The organism is Dyella solisilvae, assembly GCF_003351225.1.
GTDB lineage: Bacteria > Pseudomonadota > Gammaproteobacteria > Xanthomonadales > Rhodanobacteraceae > Dyella > Dyella solisilvae.
The window spans coordinates 497,647-517,946 of the sequence record NZ_QQSY01000002.1; the positions used below are offsets into that span (position 1 = coordinate 497,647).

Consider the following 20,300-nt stretch of genomic DNA (forward strand, 5'->3'; position numbering starts at 1 on the left):
CGGATGGCGCCGCGATCTGATCGCAGCGCGCACGATCATTCGGAAATCGGAGCCGCCAGGCTGGACCAGCGCGACTCGGTCAGGCCGCGCAATACAGGCTGGTCCGGCGTCTGCAGATCGAAGGCGACCACGGTGTTCTCACCCGCGTGGATCCACGGCCCCGGCAGATACAGCGACTGCTGCGGACCGATGTCCCAGACGCGACCGAGGTTGCGGCCGTTGACCCACAGCACGCCTTTGCCCAGTGCGCTGACGTCGACGAAGGTGTCGGCCGGCTTGCTGACGCTGAAGTGGCCGCGATGGAAGGCCGGGCCGACCACCGGCTGTGTGGTCCAGCCGTGGATCGACTCGGGCGCGGACATCGGCAACGGATAGACCTGCCAGCCGTGCAGCTCCTTGCCGCTCAGCAGCACCGGGTCGACCAGGCCTGCTCGCCCATCGGCCAGACGCGGCCCGTAGTTGATGCGTCCGGTGTTCTCCACCAGCACATCAATCGTGTGCCTACCGGTATCGAGCGTGATCGGCAGGTCGACCTGCTTCAAGCGGCGGTCCACCGTGCCCACCAGCTTGCGGTCCACATAAACGGTCGCGTAGTCGCGCACTTCGCCGAGATAGAGCTTCCCGGCGGCGGGACCCGCGATCTCCGTGCGATAGAGGATGTAGCCATAGCTCTGGCCGAAGCTCTCCATCGACTGCGGCAGATCCACCGCAACCGGCGCCGGCAGGTTGTCCCACAGCGAGGCGTGCTCGGCGAGGGAGAACGGCGGCAGCGCCATGAACGCGGTCGGCGCGGGCAGCGACGGCGGCGTGGCCCCGGTGGCCTTGGCGATGGCGTCGCGGAACAGCGCGAACTTCGGCTTGGGCCGGCCCGCCTCGTCCAGCACGGCGTCGTAGTCGTAGCTGGTGGTTTCCGGCGTGTAGTGGTCGTTCCAGTCGTCGTGGTAGTTGGCGCCATTCATGAACCCGAAGGTGGTGCCGCCTTCGAACATGTAGATGTTCACCGAGTAGCCCTGTTCGAGCATCCACGCCAGCTCGCTGGCCTGCACATTGGCGTCGGTGTGCACGTGGGGCACGCCCCACTGGTCGAACCAGCCGTCCCAGTATTCGCCAGCCATCAGCGGCTGGCCCGCCCGGAACGCCTTCAGCTTGCCAAACGACGTCTTCGCATCGCCGGTACCAAAGTTCACCACCGCGAGCACGCCCGGCAACGCATCGTGTGGCAAGCCGTCGGCCCCGTCGGAAGTGAACATCAGGTTGCTGCCAAGTCCTGCATGGATCAACGCCTGGTGGATTTCCTCCATATAGGCGCGGTCGTCGCCGAACGAGCCGTATTCATTCTCCACCTGCACGGCGATGATCGGACCGCCATGCGCCGCCATCAGCGGCGAAAGCTCCTTGCCAAGCCGCTGGAAGTAACGGTCAACGACGCTCAGGAACTTCGGGTCACGCGTGCGCACGCGCAGATGCGGATCGGCATACAGCCAGCCCGGAAACCCACCCGCCTCCCATTCGGCGCAGACGTAGGGACCGGGACGCACGATGACGTCCAGGCCCTCCTTCTGCGCCAGGCGCACGAACGCCGCCACGTCGTTGTTGCCGCTGAAATCGAAGCTTCCCGGCTGCGCTTCCAGCGCGTTCCAGTACACGTAGGTGGTGATCGTGTTCAGGCCCATCGCGCGCGCCTTGCGTAGGCGGTCCTGCCAGTACGCGCGCGGGATGCGCTGGAAATCCATCGAGCCGGAAATGATCTGGTGCGGCTTGCCGGCCTGGACGAAGTGATCGCCCTCGATGGTGACGGTGGCCGAGGGCGCGGCGTGCGCTCCGGCCACCGACGCCGCCAAAGCTCCGGCCAGGCACAGGCCCGCCGCACCCTTCAGGCCCAAAGCCCACCGCTTGGCTGACGATGGCATGCATCCACGCGAAATCGACTTGCGAAAGACAGTCATCACGTCGGCATGACCTCGACTCGAATGGCGGACCCTGGACGATTCACCATGACCAGCCTCCTCAACCCGCGGTATGCGGCGCGTCGATGCGCACCAGCCACACGTCGTGGGACGCCAGGCCCACCACCTGATGGTCGTCGAGCGTCACCGCGTTGCCGGTCCACAGGTCCGTGCCCTGCTGCTTGCCGTGCAAGCCAAGCCGCTTGAGGTCGAGCCGGAACGGATGGGTGCCGGCGTAGCGCGTATCGCCCACGTTAAACACCGCGACGGCCAGACCACCATGGCTCAGCGGCTTGGTCCATACCTCGACCTCGCCGTCGGTATAAGCGCGCGTGCCCTGCTTGCCCAGCGGATCCTGGTCGATCGCGATCACCTCGCGACGGGTGAGCACGGCCTTCACCTCAGGCTTCATGTGGGCCAGGTCGTTGCCGGCCAGCAGCGGCGCGGCAAGCATTGCCCACCAGCTGAAGTGCGTGCGGTTCTCGGCCTCGGTGAGGTCGCCGTTGCCCACTTCGAGCATGTCCGGATCGTTCCAGTGGCCCGGGCCGGCGTAGTTGGCGAGGCCTGCCTGCATGGTGGCGATCGCGTAGACGAACTCGCCGTGCGGCGCGATATCACCCGTGGTGCGCCACAGGTTGGCGCCCACCTTCGGGTCGGCCGCCCACTCCCAAACCGCGTCCACGCCGTACTGGCACAACGAGTAGACGATCGGGCGCCCGGCCTCGTTGAGCGCGGTGCGCATGGTGGCGTAGGCCTCATGCATCATGCGCATTTGCTGCTCGGGATTGCTCGGCGCGGTGCTCTTCATCAGCTCGCCGAAGCTGCACAGGTCGTACTTGAGGTAGTCGACGCCCCATTCGGCATAGGTCTTGGCGTCCTGCTTCTCGTGCCCCAGCGAGCCGGCGTAGCCGGCGCAGGTCTTCGGGCCCGGCGAGCTGTAGATGCCCAGCTTGAGCCCGCGCGCGTGCACGTAGTCAGCCAGCGCCTTCATGTCGGGAAAACGCGCGTTGGAGTGGATCACGCCGTTCGCGTCGCGCTGTCCCTGCCAGCCGTCATCGATGTTCACGTAGACGTAGCCGGCGTCGCGCATGCCGCTGGCCACCATGGCGTCCGCAGCGGCGCGTACATCCGCATCGGTGACCTTTTCGGCGAAGTAGTTCCAGCTGTTCCAGCCCATCGGCGGCGTCGCCGCGACCGGCGTCGCCTGGGCGATGCCCTGGGCCAGACAAAGGACGGCGGCCAACCAGGCCGTACACGAACGACGCATAGCGATACCTCCCCGTTTGTCGACCGGCGATCAGGTTCGCCGGCCATGTCCATGCCGCAACTACCTGGCGTACCGCATCAGCTCCCGCCAACGCTGCCGCCTTGAAACTTCGGCGGTGGCCTCGATCGCATCGATGCCACCGTCATCAAGTTCACTTCGCGATGCGCACGCGCAGAATGGTGGAGTGGTCCTGGGGCAGCGAGACGTGACGCTCGTCGCCGTTGAGGCGGCGGCCACGCACCCACTGGTCACCCTGGAACGTCCCCTCCTCGATCGACAGGGTTTCCGCATCACGCAGCGGTCCCTGCATCTCGCGGAACACCACGTCGAACCCGGTACCGACAACCACGAAGTCATCCGGCGCCAGCTCGATGATCATGCCGGCCGCGCGGCCCTTGACCGGGTCGAACGGCGAGGTGAAGTCGACATTGGCCGACAGGCGCTCGGTGAGGCGCACCGACTGCTTCCAGTCCTCGCCATTGCCCAGCCCCTGCAGCACCGGATGCAGCTTGCCGGTGTACTGACTGCGCGCGATCAGCGGCAACAGCGGACGCAGCACGTTATAGGTGTCCTGGAAGCGCATGCCGATCGCCGCGCCGACATCGCCCTTGGTCACCACGTCGTCGATGCCAAACGGGTTGAAACCGATGCCATTGAAGGCGCCGAAGGTGGTATAGGCGAACGCGGCAAAGTACGGATTGAAGTTCGCCTCCGGCACGTAAAGCGGATTGTCCGGACGGTTGTACTGCGCCGCCGCGTCGTAGAACTTCGGGTAGTAGATGTCCGGCGAGACCATGTCGATGGCCGGCGCGTCGGCCTTCCAGATATCCAGCACGTTGACCGTGCCGCCGCCGCTGGGCCAGCGACCGGGACGTTCGACGCCCTCGATCAGCCACACGTTCACGTACATCGGCAGCGCGTACTCCTTCTTGCCGGCAGCAGCCACCGTGTTGACGTAGTTGGAGATCGCCCAGGCATTGAAAGCCTCCGGCGCCATTTCGCCAAACACCTGGCTCCAGGTCCCTGCCTTCGGCGCGTGGCTCAGCGCCTGCGCCATCGGTGCAGTCAGCTGCTGACGGTGGCTGTCCAGGTAGCCAAGCAGCGCGGTGGGCACGGCCTCGCCGAAATGCTTGTTGGCCGCGTCGGAGTAGTCGCGATCGGTGTTGATGTTGCCCGGCTCGTTCTCCACCTGCATCATCAGCACCGTGCGATCGTTCTGATCGACGCTCTTGATGTGCTGCATCAGCGCGGCAAAGGTCTTGGTGTCGGCATCCATCGTCGCCTGACTGAACGGCGAGATGATCGAGGTCACTTCACCACTCGGGCCCTTCACGCGGGCATAGGTCTTCGGATCCTGCTTCACCCATTCCGGCACGTACTGGCTGTCGCCGTTCTTCCAGGTGCCGAACCACAGGAACACCAGGCGCATGCCGTGCTTGCGCGCAGCCTGGATGGCCATGTCGACCGAGCTGAAATCGTACTGCCCCTTGCTTGGCTCAATCGCTTCCCAGTAGATCGGCACTTCCACCGTATTGGCCTGCCAGCTGGCCAGCACGTCCATGGCCTTGTTGAGATCGGCCGGATTGGACGTGTCGGAGTTGTGCACCTGACCGCCGAGGATCAGGTACGGCGCGCCGTCGACCATGAGGTGCGCCTGGCCGTCCTTCTTCTCGATGCTCGGGATGGGCGCAGCGGTGGACTTGGCCACGCAGGCGGTGGTCAGCACGAACAGCGCCAGCAGTGCGGACGCGACGGCGGTCACTTTCGGCAGTCGCGAGGGGGCGCTCGGCGAGCGCGGATCGTTGGTCATGGGAAGCCTGTCCTTAGCGAAGGCTGTATGTCGTTGTGAAGAAGGAAGCCGCCGAAGCGGCTCCCCGTCAGGCGAGGCGGGTTGCGTCAGAAGCCCGCGCGGAACTCGATGCCGAACGTGCGCGGCGGCGTGACCGTCGCATACGGGGTGCCAAACACCGTAGTCGTTTCGTTGCCGACGCCAAGCACGTAGCGCTTGTTGAAGATGTTGTTGCCGTAGAGGCCAACGCCGTACTTCTGGTCAGGCGTATGCCAATCCAGTCGCGCATCGGTGCGATTGGTGGAAGTACCGATGGTGAAGGCCTTCGTCGAGTAGCACGCGCCCTGGATGCCCGAGTCGGCATTGCAGCGGGTCGCGCCGCGATAGGCGTACTGCATGCTTGCCTCCAGGTCACCGCGCATGACGCCATGCCACGTGTAGTCGAAGCCCGCCGTCGCGGACCAGAGCGGCTCGCCGGTGGCCTGCCCGGCCAGGTTGACGCCCGTGGTCGAGGTGTCCCTCAGGTACGTGGCATCGATGTAGGCGGCGGTCAGGTTAAGTCGCAGCGCATCGACGGGGAACCACTGCGTTTCGAACTCCACGCCCTTCGCGTGCTGGTCGCTGGTGCTGACCTCGTAGAACGGCACGCCCGAACCCGAGTAGTTCGGATTGAGCACGTTGGACTGCAGGTTCGAGTACTTGTAGTAGTACGCCGAGGTGTTGAACAGCAGGTTGTATTCGGGGAACACGGTCTTCAGGCCGAACTCGTAGTTCCAGACCTTTTCAGGCGCGTACACCGAGCCGATTTCCAGACTGTTGTAGCCACCCGCCTTGTAGCCCTTGGTCACCGAGCCGTAGCCCATGATGTCCGGAGTGAACTTGTAGCTCAGCACCGCGCGCGGGCTGAAGTCATGCCAGCTGTTGGAGGCCTCCACCCTATCGCCGACGTCGTTCGGGAACACCACGTTGGTGCTGAACTGCGTCAGGGCCTGCTGGGCGATGGTCGGCAGGATGGCGTAGATGCCGCTGGCCATCAGCGCCGCCAGCGTCTGGTCATAGGCCGGCGCCTGGCGCGGCACGTTGTACCAGGTGAAATCCTTGTCGTCCTTGGTGTAGCGAAGGCCGGTGGTGAGATCCAGCTTGTCGTTGAGGTGCCAGATCACGTCGCCGAACGCGGCATAGGCCTTGAAATTGCCGTTGTTGTTGATCTGCTCACGCCAGGAATCGCCGAGGAAGTTGTACGGCAGGCCGAACGCCTGCAAACCCTGCGTGATCGTGGCGAGTGGCGGAAAGGGGGCGCCAGCGACGTTCAGCGCCAGCGTGTCGAGACTATCGGTGTTGGTATTGACCTGGTTGGCCTGGCGCGCCTGCTCCGAATAGAAGCTCACGCCGGACACCCAGTCCATCAGGTCGTTGTTGCCGGTGAGCTTGAATTCCTGGTACCAGCTGTTGTTGTGCTCGATGTTGGCCGTGTCGAGATGGGTCACGACGTGGTTGGTGCCGTCGTTGCTCATGTCGTTGTACGTATCGAACCCGCGCCAGGCCGTCGTTGCGGTCAGGCTGCCCCAGGAGAAGGAGTGGTCGATGACGAAGTTGGCGCCGTTGAACGTGCGCGTCTCGGCCAGATCGACGCCGACATTGTAGAGCGGCGCATGCAGCGGATTGAGAAAGGTGGTCGGATCGGCCGGAAACGGCGGGCGCTCGTAGACGTCGCTGGACATCGGGACGATGCCGATCTGCGGGCGCGGCGTCTGATCGAGTCGTTCATGGTCCCACGACACCAGCACGCGCGTATCCGGCGTGATGTTCCAGCGGTAGGCGATACGGGTGCCCCAGTCGTCGTTTCCGCCGAAGCGCTTGCCATCCGCCTGATTGGTGATCCAGCCGTCGCTCTGGTTGTCGACCACGCTGACGCGCAGCGCCATGTCCTTGTTGATCGGCAGGTTGAGCAGTCCGCTAACGTACTTCTCGCCCTCGTTGCCGAAGCGCACGGTGGCATGGCCCTCGAGCTTGTCGGACGGCTCGTTGGTAACGATCGAAATCGCGCCGCCCGCCGCGTTGCGGCCGAACAGCGTGCCCTGCGGTCCTTTCAGCACTTCGATGCGCTGGATGTCGTTGAACGCCAGCAGGGCGCCGCCGGATCGCGCGGCGTAGACGCCGTCGACGTACACGCCGACCGCAGGCTCCGTGCCGATGCCGAAATTGGACGTGCTGATGCCACGCAACTCATAGGAGGGCTGCGTCGGCTGGCTGCCGTCCACGCCCAGACCCGGCACGAAAATCGACATCTTGCTCAGGTCGGTCGCTGCGAGCTGCTGGATCTGCGCCGCGGTGACGATCTGCAGCGCGATCGGCACTTCCTGCATTTCCTGCGTACGGGTCTGCGCCGTGACGACGATCTTGCCAAGCTGCCTGGCGTTGTTCTGGTCGGCCGTCGCTGAGGTGTCCTGCGGCGCGGCGGAGGCGCTGCCCGTGCCCGCCTGCGCGGCATCCTGCGCCAGTGTGGCAAGCGGCGCGCAAAGCGCCATCGCCACGCCGCTGTAGAGGGCATGGCGCAGATAGCTGGGTAACAAACGTTGGCGCATGATCAAGAATCTCCCCGTAATCTTGTCAATTCGTTTTTTGTTGGGACGACGACTGCCTGTTGTCGCGGGATGACGTCTTCGACGCCTTGCGGCCGGTCCGGCGCCACCCCAAACGACGAACGATCCCCTAACCCCCGAAGCCGTACCCCCCCCATCAAGCAGGGTTACAGCCTGGCTTTGCCGTAGACGCCATCACCTCGCCCGCACGCCGCGCCACGTCCCCCGGTGGGGCGAGGACGGACACGCGCTTGTCGTGGTCAAACCCAGGTCATCTGCTGCAAATGCGTTTTCCCCGAACCCCCCGGGCAGACGTCCCGACCATCCCCATGGCCCGACTCAACCCCGCCCACGACGGCGCCCGTCCCTCGCCAACGCTGCGTCGAAGCCTCACGACGCATCCCTGACACGTACCCGTCTTTCATCCATGCAAGCACATTGTATGATTATCGTGCAAGCGGCTTTTGACGCAGCGGCAATGGCTTGTGCGTCGCACCACCATCCCGCGACAGACACACACGCGCATGTAATCGGCACGGCGCAGCCAAGTTTCAGTGGTCTCCGGTTGGCACGAACGACTTCGCCACCGACGCGACTTTTCGCAGCGCGACATTGATCATTCCGTCTTCGATCGCGCGCATGCCGAAGATCATTGACAAAAACATCGATCACGCCTTGGCAGGACGCCTGCAAAGTGCTTATAGTCAATTTGTATGACAAATGCCCCGAGGGCGGCGCGGCGCGCTGCGGGGGCACTCGTCGCGATGGGGGAGCACGAGCAGTTCATGAGGAAATCCAACGCCGTACGCAGTCTCTACGGGCACGTGATGCACGAACTCGGGCAGCGCATCGTCAGCGGCAAGGTCAAGCCGGGCGAGGTGCTGCCTCGCGAAGAGACGCTGGCGGAAAGCCTTGATGTCAGCCGCACGGCGCTGCGCGAGGCGCTCAAGGTGCTGTCGGCCAAGGGCCTGATCGAGTCGCGCACCGGCGTGGGCGCCCGCGTGCTGGACGAACGCCACTGGAACCAGCTGGACGCCGACGTGCTGGCCTGGCGCTGCGCCTCCATGCCGCCGGATGACTTTGTCGACAAGCTGGTGGAGATGCGCGAAATCATCGAGCCGGCCGCGGCTGCGGCAGCAGCGCGGCGGCGCACCGCCGCCCAGCTCGCCGAGATCGAAACGGCGTATCGCGCCATGGAAGCGGCGCAGACGCTGGAAGCATGGACCGAGGCCGACCTGCAGTTTCACGACGCGGTGCTGCACGCGACCTGCAATGAACTGCTGCAGTCGCTGTTCTCCGTGGTGGAATCTTCGCTTGGCACCTTCTTCACGCTGTCGGCGCGCAACGTGAGCGACTTCCGATACTCGCTGCCGCACCACCACAAGGTGCTGGAGTCCATCCGCCGCAAGCAGCCAGAGGCCGCGCGCAAGGCGATGCTGGCCATGATCGCGGACTCGCACGCCAGCCTGCAGCGAAACCGCAAGCGCAGCCGCAGGAAGGCCTGACCATGACCACCGCGCTGATCGCCATCGACTGGGGCAGCACGCATCTGCGCTCCTATCGGCTTGGCCAGCGCGGCGAGGTGCAGGAAGTGCGCGCCCTGCCCTGGGGCGTGCGCCAGCTGCCTGACCACGGCTTTGACGGCGCCTTCTCGGAGGCGGTCGAAGGGTGGCCCGATGCGCCGGTCATTGCCTGCGGCATGGTCGGCAGTCGCAACGGCTGGCTCGAAGTTCCCTACGTCGATACACCGGCAAGCGTCGCGCAATTGGCCAGCGCCCTGGCGGCGCTGGACACGCGCCACGGACGCCGCCTCTATCTTGTTCCTGGTGTACGCGACCCCTCGCGTCCGGACGTGATGCGTGGAGAGGAAACCCAGGTTGCCGGCCTGCTGGCCACGTACGCCGATGCGCCGGGGAGCACCGACATCCTTCTGCCCGGCACGCACAGCAAATGGGTGAGCGTGCGCCATGGCCGGATGACGCGCGTGGCCACCGTGATGACCGGCGAGCTGTACGGGATGCTGTGCCGCCACTCGGTGCTTGGCGCAGCACTACCGCCATCGGTGGCCGACGACGAGGCGTTTGACCAAGGCTTGCTCGCGGCGCGCGACAGTGGCGCTGCCGGCGCGCTGTCGCGTGTGTTCCTGGCGCGCAGCCTGATGCTCGACGGCAAGCTCGCGCCCGCCTCGGTACCCAGTTACCTCTCCGGCCTGCTGATTGGCGAAGAGTTGCGCGCCGCACTTGCCGCCGGCTGGATCGCGCCGCGCGCCTCTCTGCACATCGTCGGCGAGGATGCGCTGGTCGAACGCTATGTCCGCGCGGCGACCGTGTTCGGTCTGCAACTGCTCGCAGCGCCATCCGATACGACGGCTCGCGGGCTGTGGCGACTGGCCGCCCTCGCCTCCCTTGTTCCTCCCGGCGTCGAGGCATGACCCGATGAAGTCCTGGCTTGCTCCGTTCCCGCTGGTCGCGATCCTGCGCGGAATCCGCCCCGACGAGGCCGTCGGCATCGGCAGCGTGCTGGTCGAAGCAGGCTTTCGCGTGCTCGAGGTGCCGCTCAACTCGCCCGATCCGCTGGAAAGCATTCGCCGCCTGGTTGACGCCTTTGGCGATCGCGCTCTGATCGGCGCGGGCACCGTGCTCGCGCCGTCGCAGGTGCGCGAGGTCGCCGCGGCGGGCGGACGCCTCATTGTCATGCCTCATTGCGATGTCGAAGTCATCGCCGAGGCCAAACGCGCGGGCCTTCACTGCGTACCCGGCGTGGCGACGCCCACCGAAGCGTTTTCCGCGCTGGCCGCCGGCGCCGATGCGCTCAAGCTGTTTCCCGCCGAGCAGGTCGGCCCCGCCGGACTGAAGGCGTGGCGTGCCGTGCTGCCCATCAGCACCGACGTGCTGCCCGTCGGCGGCATCACGCCCGACGCCATGGCGACGTGGCTTGCGGCCGGCGCGACCGGTTTCGGCATCGGCGGCTCGCTCTATGCACCCGGCCGCACCACCGTCGACGTCGCCGAGCGCGCCCATGCCTTCGCCGCCGCCTGGCGCTCCCATCTCGTTTCCAAGGGCCTAGCCACATGAAGATCACCGGGCTGACCACTTTCGTGACGCCGCCGCGCTGGCTGTTCCTGCGCATCGACACCGACGCCGGCATCTGCGGCTGGGGCGAGCCCATTGTCGAGGGCCGCGCCCACACGGTTGCCGCGGCAGTGGACGAGTTGTCCGACTACCTGATCGGCAAGGATCCGCGTCATATCGAGGACCTGTGGCAAGTGATGTATCGGGCCGGTTTCTATCGCGGCGGCCCGGTGCTGATGAGCGCCATCGCCGGCATCGACCAGGCGCTGTGGGACATCAAGGGCAAGGATCTTGGCCAGCCCGTGCACGCCTTGCTCGGTGGCCCGGTGCGCGAGCGCATCCGCGTGTACTCCTGGATCGGCGGCGATCGCCCGGCCGACACGGCGCGCGCCGCGCGCGAGGCGGTGGCGCGCGGCTTCACCGCGGTGAAGATGAATGCGACGGAGGAACTGTCGTACGTCGACAGCCACGCCAAGGTCGAGCAGGTGCTGGAGAACGTGCAGGCCGTGCGCGACGCGGTGGGACCGAACGTCGGCATCGGGCTCGATTTCCACGGCCGCGTGCACAAGCCGATGGCCAAGGTGCTGATGCGCGAGCTGGCCCCGTTCAGGCTGATGTTCATCGAGGAGCCGGTGCTGTCCGAGCACCTTGAAGCGCTGCCCGAGCTGGCGGCGATTTCTCCTGCCCCCATCGCGCTGGGCGAACGGTTGTACAGCCGTTTCGACTTCAAGCGCGTGCTGGCCATCGGCGGCGTCGACATCCTGCAGCCCGATCCCTCGCACGCCGGCGGCATCACCGAAACACGCAAGATCGCGGCGATGGCGGAGGCCTATGACGTGGCCATCGCCTTCCATTGCCCGCTGGGCCCGATTGCGCTGGCCGCCAACCTGCAACTCGACGCTGTTTGCCATAACGCCTTCATCCAGGAACAGAGCCTGGGCATCCATTACAACGCCGGCAACGACCTGCTCGACTATGTGAACGACCGCAGCGTGTTCGCGTATGAGGACGGCTGCGTGACCATTCCCGGCGGCCCGGGGCTCGGCATCTCGGTCAACGAGGACTATGTGGCCGAGCGTGCCGCCATCGGCCATCGCTGGCGCAATCCGGTCTGGCGCCACGCCGACGGCAGCGTGGCGGAGTGGTGAGCATGAGCGACTTCGCCTCCTATCCCAGCCTGGTCGATCGCCACGTATTCATCACCGGCGGCGCCACCGGCATCGGCGCTTCGCTGGTGGAACATTTCGCCCATCAGGGCAGCCGGGTCAGCTTTGTCGACATCGATGACGCCAGCGGCAATGCACTCAGCGCAGCGCTCGCAGGCGCGCGCCACCGCCCGCAATTCCTGCCGTGCGACGTCACCGACCTCGATGCGCTGCGCGCCGCGATCGCCACCTGCGGCCCCATCGGGGTGCTGGTCAACAATGCCGCGAACGATGTGCGCCACCGCTTTTCGACCACCTCCGCCGAGGAGTTCGACCGCAACATCGCGGTCAACCTGCGGCACCAGTACTTCGCCACCCAAGCCGTACGCGAGGGCATGCGCGCCTGCGGCGGCGGCTCGGTGATCTGTCTCGGCTCCACCGGCTGGATGAAGAAGAACGCCGGCTATCCCATCTACGCCACCGCCAAGGCCGCCGTGCTCGGCCTGGTCAACGGGCTTGCGCGCGAACTGGGCAAGGAGCGCATCCGCATCAACGCGCTGGTGCCCGGCTGGGTGATCACCCCCAAGCAACGCGAGCTCTGGCTGGATGCGGAGGGCGAGGCGGAGATCGCCAGCAAGCAGTGCCTCCCCGGCCACCTGATGGCCGAGGACATCGCACGCGCCGCGCTGTTCCTCGCCGCCGACGACAGTCGGATGTGCACCGGCCAGCAGTTCATCGTGGATGGCGGCTGGGTATGACACACGCCGCCGAGGTCGCCGTGCTCCTCAACAACGAGCTGGGCGAAGGCGTCCTCTGGTGCGACCGCGAGCAGGCGCTGTACTGGACCGACATCTGCGCATCGACGCTGTGGCGGTATCGGGTGGAACACGGCGCGCTCGACCATTGGCGACTGCCTGAGCGACTGGCCAGCTTCGCGCTGTGCGAAGCCGATGGCTGGCTGCTGCTGGGACTAGCGTCGCACCTCGCCTTCTTCCAGCCCGCCAGCCAGACCCTGGTGACCATCACCGAGGTGGAGGCCGGCCTGCCGACGCGCGTCAACGATGGCGCCTGCGACCGTGACGGACGTTTCGTGTTCGGCACCCTCCACGAGCCGACCGATGACGCGCCTCGGGAGCCGATTGGCGGCTACTACCGCCTGAACCGCGACCTTTCGCTCGAGCGCCTGCCCCTGCCGGACGTAGCCATAAGCAACAGCATCGCCTTCAGTCCCGACGGCGAACGCATGTACTTCTGCGACTCCGTCTCGCCGGTGATCCAGTGCTGCGACTACGGCGAGCGCTGCGGGGCGCCGACCGTATTCGCCACGATCGATCTCTCCGGAGGAGAACCGGACGGCTCAGTGGTCGACCGCGACGGTGGTTTGTGGAACGCCCAGTGGGGACTGGGTCGCGTGGTCCGCTACCACCCTGATGGCCGGCTCGATCGCGTCATCGATGTACCGGCCTCGCAGCCTACGCGCGCGGTTTTTGGCGGGGCGCAGCTCGACACGCTTTACATTACGAGTGCGCGCCTCGGGCTGAGCGCCAATGCAATCACGGCCCAGCCGTTCGCGGGCGCGTTGTTCGCCGTGCGCGTCGACGTTTGCGGTCTGCCCGAACCACGTTTTGCCGGGCCGCCGGCCCATGTCATTGCTGCCGGATCGTCACACCAACACTGAATTCGCGACCGCCCGCCAGGGCCATCTTCAATGCAAATGGGGGGAGACCATTTCGTGAACGCCGAAGTCATCGAGTCATCTACGTTCCAAGCCAGGGCCACCGTCGTCTTTACCTGCCTGCTGGCCGCGCTGGCCGGCCTGATGTTCGGGCTGGATATCGGCGTGATATCGGGCGCCACCCAATTCATCCAGGCCGAGTTTCGCGTCGACGACCGCACCATCGAATGGATCGTCAGCGCCATGATGCTTGGCGCCGCGGCTGGCGCGCTCGGCGCTGGCTGGTTGTCGGCCACGCTCGGACGCAAGCGCTCGCTCATTCTGGGCGGCGTGCTGTTCGTGCTGGGCTCGGTGCTGTCCGGCTACGCGTGGTCGCCGGAGACGCTGATCGCGGCGCGTGTCGTGCTCGGCCTGGCCATCGGCGTGGCGACATTCGCCGCCCCGTTGTACCTGGCGGAAGTCGCGCCCGAACGCATTCGCGGCGCGATGATCTCCACCTACCAGCTGATGATCACCGTCGGCATCCTGGTGGCCTTCCTGTCGGACACGATGCTCAGCTACTCCGGCGCCTGGCGCTGGATGCTCGGCATCATCGCCATCCCGGGCACGCTGTTCCTGCTTGGCGTGCTGCTGTTGCCTGATAGCCCCCGCTGGCTGTTCATGCGCGGCCGTCGCGAGGAAGCCATGCGCATCCTCCATCGTCTGCGCGGCGACGTTAATGTTGCCGAACGTGAGGCGGCGGAGATCGAGGAGCAGCTCAAGACCCCTCAGCGCGGCTGGCATCTGTTCCTGGAAAACCGCAACTTCCGCCGCTCGGTGGGCCTGGGCGTGCTGCTACAGCTCATGCAGCAGTTCACCGGCATGAACGTGGTGATGTACTACGCCCCGCGCATCTTCCAGGAGATGGGCTACGACACCCACGGACAGATGTGGTTCACCGCGCTGGTCGGCCTGACCAACGTGCTGGCCACCTTCATCGCCATTGCACTGATCGACAAGTGGGGCCGCAAGCCGATCCTCTATACCGGCTTCGCCGTGATGGCGACGGGCCTTGGCGTGGTGGGAACCATGATGCACGGCAACCTGGCTGGCCATGGCGAACAGATCTTCACCGTGGTCATGTTGCTGGTCTTCATTGTGGGCTTCGCCATGTCCGCCGGCCCGCTGGTGTGGACGCTGTGCTCGGAGATCCAGCCGCTCAAGGGACGCGACTTCGGCATCGGCTGCTCCACCTTCACCAACTGGGTCGCCAACATGATCGTGGGCGCGACCTTCCTCAGCCTGCTCAATGGCATCGGCAACTCGGCCACGTTCTGGCTCTACGCCAGCCTCAATCTCATTTTCATCGCGCTGACTTTCTGGCTCGTGCCGGAAACCAAGGGCGTGAGCCTCGAGCACATCGAGCGCAACCTCATGCACGGCAAGCGCCTGCGCGATATCGGTGAGTGAGCCACCGCCGCTCCCCGCGCAACGCGGGGAGCGGGGCGCCCAACGGACGCCTGGCGTCGCCTGGCGCGCGTGACTGCCGTCGGGCGACGAGTCCGCCACGGCAAACGAGTCCCGAAAGCCATGCACGCCGGGCGTTCAGCCCTTGGCGATCTCTTCACCGTGCGATGACCGACGATGCGTAGCATCCGCCCGAGCTGTCAGGGGCAGGTGGCTACCCAACGATTCACGGACGCGGAAGCGCAGGCGCTTCCAGGGAGTTCGTCGTGGACGCTCGTCTTGCAGGCATCGGCATGCTGTTGTCGCTCGCCGCTTCCACCATGGCCGTATCGGCCGAGGCGCCGCCCGTCGCGCGCACCGTGGACGTGGTCGATCATCCGTTCGGCATGAACCTGCCCGATCCCTACCGCTGGATGGAGGGCAAGGACAACGCCGAATTCCAGGCCTGGCTGAAGGCGCAAGGCGAGTACACGCGCCGCCAGCTCGACGGACTCCCCGGGAGCGCATCATGGCGGGACCGCCTGCAGGTGATCAGCCAGAAGCTTGCGCTGCAGGTCAGTCCAGCCACCGCCGCAGGCCGACTGTTCTACCTGCAGATCGAGGGCGCCACCAGCGGCAAGCTGATGCTGCGCGAACCCGATGGAACGCAGCGGTTGCTGCTGGATCCAGCAACCACGCAAGGCGGCAAGGGCCCATCGGGCATCGCCAGCTACGCGCCCTCGCCGGATGGAAAGCGCGTCGCGGTCAACCTGGACCAGGGTGGCAGCGAGATCACGCGCATCCGCGTGCTGGATGTCGAACACGGTGGGTGGCTGCCGGACGAGGTGGGGCCCGTCTGGAGCGAGATGCGCGCCAGCTGGCTGCCTGACAGCAGTGGTTTCACCTATACACAGATGGCCCAGCCCTCGGACCAGGCGCAGGATGATCCGATGCAGGACATGCGCGTGCGACTGCACCGGCTGGGCGACAAACAGGATGTCGACGTCGTGCTGGTCTCCCGCGCGACGGGCGGCATTCCGCTGGATGCCCGCGAAATGCCGTTGGCCGATGTGCAGCAGGACGGACCATGGGCCTTGATGGAAATCGGTGGCGCCCGGGCCGAGTCACGCTGGTGCTACGCGCGTCGGGATGACTTGCTGCGCGGCAGCGCGGCGTGGCGGTGCCCAGTCGACTACGCGGACAACGTGCATGAGGTGGCCCTCCACGGCGACACGCTGTACCTCATGTCGATGAAGGACCACCCGAACGGGCGGATGCTGGCGCTCGATCTGAGGTCGGGTCCGTCCAAGCTAGCGCAGGCTCGCGAAGTGCTGGCCGAGTCAGGCGACGCGGTGCTGAGCCATATGCGCGCGTCGCGTGACGCCTTGTACGCCAAGCGCATGACGGGAGGCATCGATGGCTTCCAACGCATCGATTACACAACCGGGCACGCGACGCCCATCGCACTGCCCTTCGCTGGCAGTGCCGACAGCTTCGCCACGGATGCGCGCGACGACGGATTCGTCACGACCCTGGACGGGTGGATCAAGCCATGGACCCTGCTGCGCTACCGACCAAACGCCTCCAGCATGCAGGATGTAACGCCGCATGCCAGCGGCGCGATCGACTTCAGCGATCTGACTGTCACAGAAGTCGAGGCGACAAGCCGGGACGGCGCCCGCGTGCCGCTGACCATCATTCATCGCAAGGACGCCGTGCCCGACCACCAGAACCGCAGCATCGTCGAGGCCTATGGCGGTTACGGCATCAGCATGCAACCGTTCTACAGCCCGCGCCGACTGCAGTGGGTGAAAGGTGGCGGCGTCTATGCCATCGCCCATGTACGCGGCGGTGGCGACAAGGGTGACGCGTGGCATCGCGCCGGCCAGGGCGCCAACAAGGGGAACAGCGTCAACGACCTCATTGCCAGCGCCGAGGCGCTGAACCAGTTGGGCTACAGCTCGCCCGAGCGCACGGCCATTTTCGGGCAGAGCTTTGGCGGCCTGCTGATGGGCAATGCCATTGCGCAATCACCGCAATCGTTCGGCGCAGCCGTCATCGGCGTGGGCATGCTCAACCCGGTCCGCCTGCTGGAACAACGCAACGGCGCCAATCAGATCGCCGAGACCGGCGATCCGCGCACCGCCGACGGCCTGCGCACCTTGCTGGCCATGGATGCCTACCAGCGCATTCGCCCTGGCGTGGCGTATCCCGCGGTGTTGCTCATGGTTGGCCTCAACGATAGCCGCGTGGAACCCTGGGAGACCGGCAAGTTCGCCGCCCGTCTGCGCGCCGCGTCGAGCGAGACCCGACCGGTATGGATCCGCACCGACGCCAACGCGGGCCACATGACCAGCACCGTCGCTTCCAGCGTGGCGGAAAGCGTCGACATGTATGCGTTCCTCGATGCGCAATTGCCTGGGCGAGCGGAGGTGGCCTCGGAGCCTTGACGGCGTTGTCCGCTCCGGCGGCTCGGAGAGCCGGCATCGCCATCAGTCGCCTCGCGTGCCGGCCGCAGCGGATCGGTAGCGCAACAGATGGTCGGTGCCCGACGCGGCCATCCACACCTCGCCCCGGCGACCCATCATCTGGCGCACGTTGGCTTGCTGTTGCGGCAGCGTCACCACGTCGAAGCGCTCGGTGCGTGGATCGAACCGCACCAGCGCGTTCGCGCCCCAATCACTGAGCCAGACGATGTCCTTGTCGTCCACGAAGATCGCATAGGCATGTGGATCCTTGCCGGGCAGCCGCCATTCTTTCCATTGACGCGTCGCCGGGTCATACCTGCCCACCTTGCCAGCGGTCCACTCGCTGACCCAGACGTGCCCTTTGGAGTCAGCCCACACGCGACGGGCGCCCTGGTTGGGAGTCGGCGGTTCGATGACCTGCGCCGCGCCACTGGCCTGATCGATATGACCCAGATAGCTACCGGCCAACGATGCGAAGTACAGGTTGCCATCCGGCGTGACACAGATGCCGTAAGGTCCGCGACCGCGTGGCGCATCGAACACGCGCATGCGGCCACTGGCCGGTTCGAGCTCACCGTAAATGCCGTTCTGCCCCGTAAACCACAGGTGTCCCCGCTTGTCGAACACCGCCGTGTTGAGATTCGCGTCCTTGCGGTCGCTCGGCAGCGGGAATCGCTTTACCGCGAGCGTCTTGGGATCGACGCGAACAATCGCGTTGTTGCCACCTTCCGTGATCCATGCTGCGCGATCGGGGCCAATGATCACGCCATGCGGCGCGGCGCCATCGCCGAGCGGAACCCAATCCATCTTGCCGGTGCCCGGATCCAGCCGTCCGATCGCGCCCTTCCTTTGCGCGGTGTACCACACGGTGCCGTCGGGTGATGTCGCAACGTCGTGCGGCCCACTGCCAGCGGGAACGGCAAACGTTTCGAAGGGTGGCGTTTGCGCCTGCACCGCACTGATGCCCAGCACGGCGCTCAGCAAGGCCATCGCCATCCATCGTGCAGGCCCGGATTCGAGAATCCTGGTCGCTATCGCAACAACCTGTTCTCTCGTCATCTTCAGCATGGCCGCCTCCTCGTCACAGGATGAGCCGCAAAGTGCGCAAGGACTTCATTTTGGCACTTATCCCGAGCGATGGACGGCGCCCAACCCACGGCGAATCAGGTTGCCATCCACCTACGTTCAGCCACAACGCGTTTCGCCGCAGCGAACGAGTGAAGTGATCGCGACGGCCGTGGTGGCCGGCACTTGACATGCAAGCTTGTTATTGCATATAAAATAGGCAACTTATCACTTGCCTTTGCGATACATGCCAGAGCGCCTCGACGACACCGACCTGCTCTTCAAGGCGCTCGCCGACCCCAGCCGGCGCAAGCTGCTCGACTTGCTGCACGCCCATGACGGGCAAACGCTCAATGACCTGTGCGAGCACCTCGACATGACCCGGCAGGGCGTGACGCAACACCTTGGCGTGCTGGAGGCGGCAGGCCTGGTGACCGTTGTATGGCGCGGCCGCGAAAAGTTGCACTTTCTCAATCCGGTCCCGCTGCAGGAGATCTACGAACGCTGGATCGCCAAGTTCGAAAAGCGTCGTCTCAAGGCGCTTTCCGATCTGAAGAAACGACTGGAGAAATCCAATGACTAGATCAACCTTTGTCTACGTCACCTACATCCGCACCACACCGGAGAAACTGTGGTCGGCGCTGACCGACCCGGAGTTCATGAAGCAGTACTGGTTCGGCATGCACTGCGAAAGCCAATGGACACCGGGATCCCCGTGGACGCTGGTGTCCGGAGACGGCGAGGTGTTCGACGCCGGCGAGATCGTCGAGGCCGATCCGCCGAGGCGCCTGGTGATTCGCTGGCAGCACCAGAACCGACCCGAGCTCAAGGCCGAAGGCCCCTCGCTATGCACCATGGAACTGGAGCCCAGCAACACAGCAGTGAAGCTCTCCATCACCCACACCATCGAACGCGAACCCTCGAAGCTGATCGAAGCCGTGTCCGGTGGCTGGCCCAAGGTCATCTCCAACCTCAAGTCGTTGCTTGAGACGGGCTCGCCCGCGTTGCAGGAGCCCTACCCCGCCGAGGGCGCCAAGGCTGGCGCGCGGTAACGACGTATAAAAGGGCTCCCGAGGCAACCATCGCGCGGCAAGGCTCTTTCCACATTGGGCTGCGGGGACGTGCCCTGAGGCTCGATGCTTTCGCCCAGCGCCATGACGGCCACCCGCCCGTTCATGGCGGTCGTGGGCCGTTGTCGGGGCCGTCCGTTCTCCTTGCAAACAACGCCCCAGCGTCCGGCTATATCACCGCTATACAAACGACTATATCAGCGCTATAGTCGAGGCATGGATACACGGGCCACCCTGCTTGCTGCGGCGCTGAAGGTTCTCGAGGAAGAAGGCGAGGCGCAGTTTTCTACGCGCGCGGTCTGCTCCCTTGCCGGAGTCACCGCGCCGACGCTTTATCACCACTACGGCAGCGCCGACGGCCTGCTGAGCGCCGCGATGGCGGAGGCGTTCGCGCAGTTCCTTGAAAGCAAGAATGCAGCCGCGCACTCGCCTGATCCCATTTCCGTCCTGCGCGATGGCTGGGACGACTACGTGCGCTTCGCGGCGGCACGACCCAGGCTCTATGCAGCGATGTTGGGACGCGTTCTCCAGGGGGCAGAGATACCGGCTGCCCAGCAAGGATTCGCTTTGCTCATCGAGCGCATTTCCGCCATCGCCGCCGAGGGGCGGCTTGCGCTAGCGGTCGAAGTCGCGGCGGATGTGATGTGGGCGTCGGCCAACGCGGCATCTCTGCTCCATGTCACGGCGCAACTGCGCCACGCGGCGGCGCCCTCGCCCGCCGTTCTCGAGGACATCCGCGAGAACGCCATGCGCGCCATCCTGACAACCCACACAACGGATACGAACGGCTGATCGGC

16 protein-coding genes are annotated in these 20,300 nt (G+C 65.6%); 11 read left to right on the top strand and 5 right to left on the bottom strand.

The window, feature by feature from the left end:
* Positions 1-35: 35 nt before the first annotated feature.
* The 4 genes from DVT68_RS09460 to DVT68_RS09475 all read right to left on the bottom strand — a co-directional run bounded on the left by DVT68_RS09460 (position 36) and on the right by DVT68_RS09475 (position 7,587).
* On the bottom strand, positions 36-1,910 hold the full coding sequence (locus tag DVT68_RS09460) for a glycoside hydrolase family 35 protein (protein WP_114824824.1): 1,875 nt from the start codon (positions 1,908-1,910) through the stop codon (positions 36-38).
* Between the two features lie 97 nt (positions 1,911-2,007).
* Positions 2,008-3,213 (bottom strand): glycoside hydrolase family 27 protein, encoded by a 1,206-nt coding sequence (locus DVT68_RS09465; protein ID WP_114824825.1) that lies wholly within the window; start codon positions 3,211-3,213, stop codon positions 2,008-2,010.
* A gap of 151 nt (positions 3,214-3,364) precedes the next feature.
* Positions 3,365-5,023, bottom strand: a complete 1,659-nt coding sequence (locus DVT68_RS09470) for a GH35 family beta-galactosidase (RefSeq protein WP_114824826.1) — start codon at positions 5,021-5,023, stop codon at positions 3,365-3,367.
* A gap of 86 nt (positions 5,024-5,109) precedes the next feature.
* Positions 5,110-7,587 (bottom strand): TonB-dependent receptor, encoded by a 2,478-nt coding sequence (locus DVT68_RS09475; protein ID WP_114824827.1) that lies wholly within the window; start codon positions 7,585-7,587, stop codon positions 5,110-5,112.
* A gap of 782 nt (positions 7,588-8,369) precedes the next feature.
* Here DVT68_RS09475 and DVT68_RS09480 point away from each other — a divergent pair.
* The 8 genes from DVT68_RS09480 to DVT68_RS09515 all read left to right on the top strand — a co-directional run bounded on the left by DVT68_RS09480 (position 8,370) and on the right by DVT68_RS09515 (position 17,350).
* Positions 8,370-9,089, top strand: coding sequence for a FadR/GntR family transcriptional regulator (locus DVT68_RS09480; protein WP_114825322.1), 720 nt, complete (start codon positions 8,370-8,372; stop codon positions 9,087-9,089).
* Between the two features lie 2 nt (positions 9,090-9,091).
* Entirely contained in the window at positions 9,092-10,015 is a 924-nt protein-coding gene (locus tag DVT68_RS09485; RefSeq protein ID WP_114824828.1) for a 2-dehydro-3-deoxygalactonokinase, read from the top strand.
* 4 nt (positions 10,016-10,019) lie between these two features.
* Positions 10,020-10,658: a 2-dehydro-3-deoxy-6-phosphogalactonate aldolase gene (locus DVT68_RS09490; RefSeq protein ID WP_114824829.1), complete on the top strand. Its 639-nt coding sequence runs from the start codon at positions 10,020-10,022 to the stop codon at positions 10,656-10,658.
* Positions 10,655-11,803, top strand: coding sequence for a galactonate dehydratase (dgoD, locus tag DVT68_RS09495; RefSeq protein ID WP_114824830.1), 1,149 nt, complete (start codon positions 10,655-10,657; stop codon positions 11,801-11,803). Before DVT68_RS09490 ends, dgoD begins: the two co-directional genes overlap by 4 nt.
* A 2-nt stretch (positions 11,804-11,805) precedes the next feature.
* Positions 11,806-12,558 (top strand): SDR family NAD(P)-dependent oxidoreductase, encoded by a 753-nt coding sequence (locus DVT68_RS09500; protein WP_114824831.1) that lies wholly within the window; start codon positions 11,806-11,808, stop codon positions 12,556-12,558.
* Complete coding sequence (locus tag DVT68_RS09505; RefSeq protein ID WP_114824832.1) at positions 12,555-13,478, top strand: SMP-30/gluconolactonase/LRE family protein; 924 nt, start codon at positions 12,555-12,557, stop codon at positions 13,476-13,478. Before DVT68_RS09500 ends, DVT68_RS09505 begins: the two co-directional genes overlap by 4 nt.
* Positions 13,479-13,532: 54 nt before the next feature.
* A complete protein-coding gene (locus DVT68_RS09510) occupies positions 13,533-14,924 on the top strand; it encodes a sugar porter family MFS transporter (RefSeq protein ID WP_325050417.1) in 1,392 nt (463 codons plus the stop codon).
* A 263-nt stretch (positions 14,925-15,187) separates the two neighbouring features.
* Positions 15,188-17,350, top strand: a complete 2,163-nt coding sequence (locus DVT68_RS09515; RefSeq protein ID WP_147281697.1) for a prolyl oligopeptidase family serine peptidase — start codon at positions 15,188-15,190, stop codon at positions 17,348-17,350.
* Positions 17,351-17,392: 42 nt separating this feature from the next.
* Here DVT68_RS09515 and DVT68_RS09520 read toward each other — a convergent pair whose 3' ends face one another.
* Positions 17,393-18,436, bottom strand: coding sequence for a Vgb family protein (locus DVT68_RS09520; RefSeq protein WP_114824835.1), 1,044 nt, complete (start codon positions 18,434-18,436; stop codon positions 17,393-17,395).
* A gap of 244 nt (positions 18,437-18,680) precedes the next feature.
* Between DVT68_RS09520 and DVT68_RS09525 the strand changes: the two genes are divergently transcribed.
* The 3 genes from DVT68_RS09525 to DVT68_RS09535 all read left to right on the top strand — a co-directional run bounded on the left by DVT68_RS09525 (position 18,681) and on the right by DVT68_RS09535 (position 20,295).
* Positions 18,681-19,016 carry an ArsR/SmtB family transcription factor gene (locus tag DVT68_RS09525; RefSeq protein ID WP_114824836.1) on the top strand — a complete coding sequence of 112 codons (336 nt, stop codon included), beginning with the start codon at positions 18,681-18,683 and terminating at the stop codon, positions 19,014-19,016.
* The gene (locus DVT68_RS09530; protein ID WP_114824837.1) at positions 19,009-19,485 is read left to right on the top strand and encodes an SRPBCC family protein; all 477 of its coding nucleotides are present in this window, start codon (positions 19,009-19,011) and stop codon (positions 19,483-19,485) included. Before DVT68_RS09525 ends, DVT68_RS09530 begins: the two co-directional genes overlap by 8 nt.
* Before the next feature lie 234 nt (positions 19,486-19,719).
* Entirely contained in the window at positions 19,720-20,295 is a 576-nt protein-coding gene (locus DVT68_RS09535) for a TetR/AcrR family transcriptional regulator (protein ID WP_114824838.1), read from the top strand.
* Positions 20,296-20,300 lie beyond the last annotated feature (5 nt).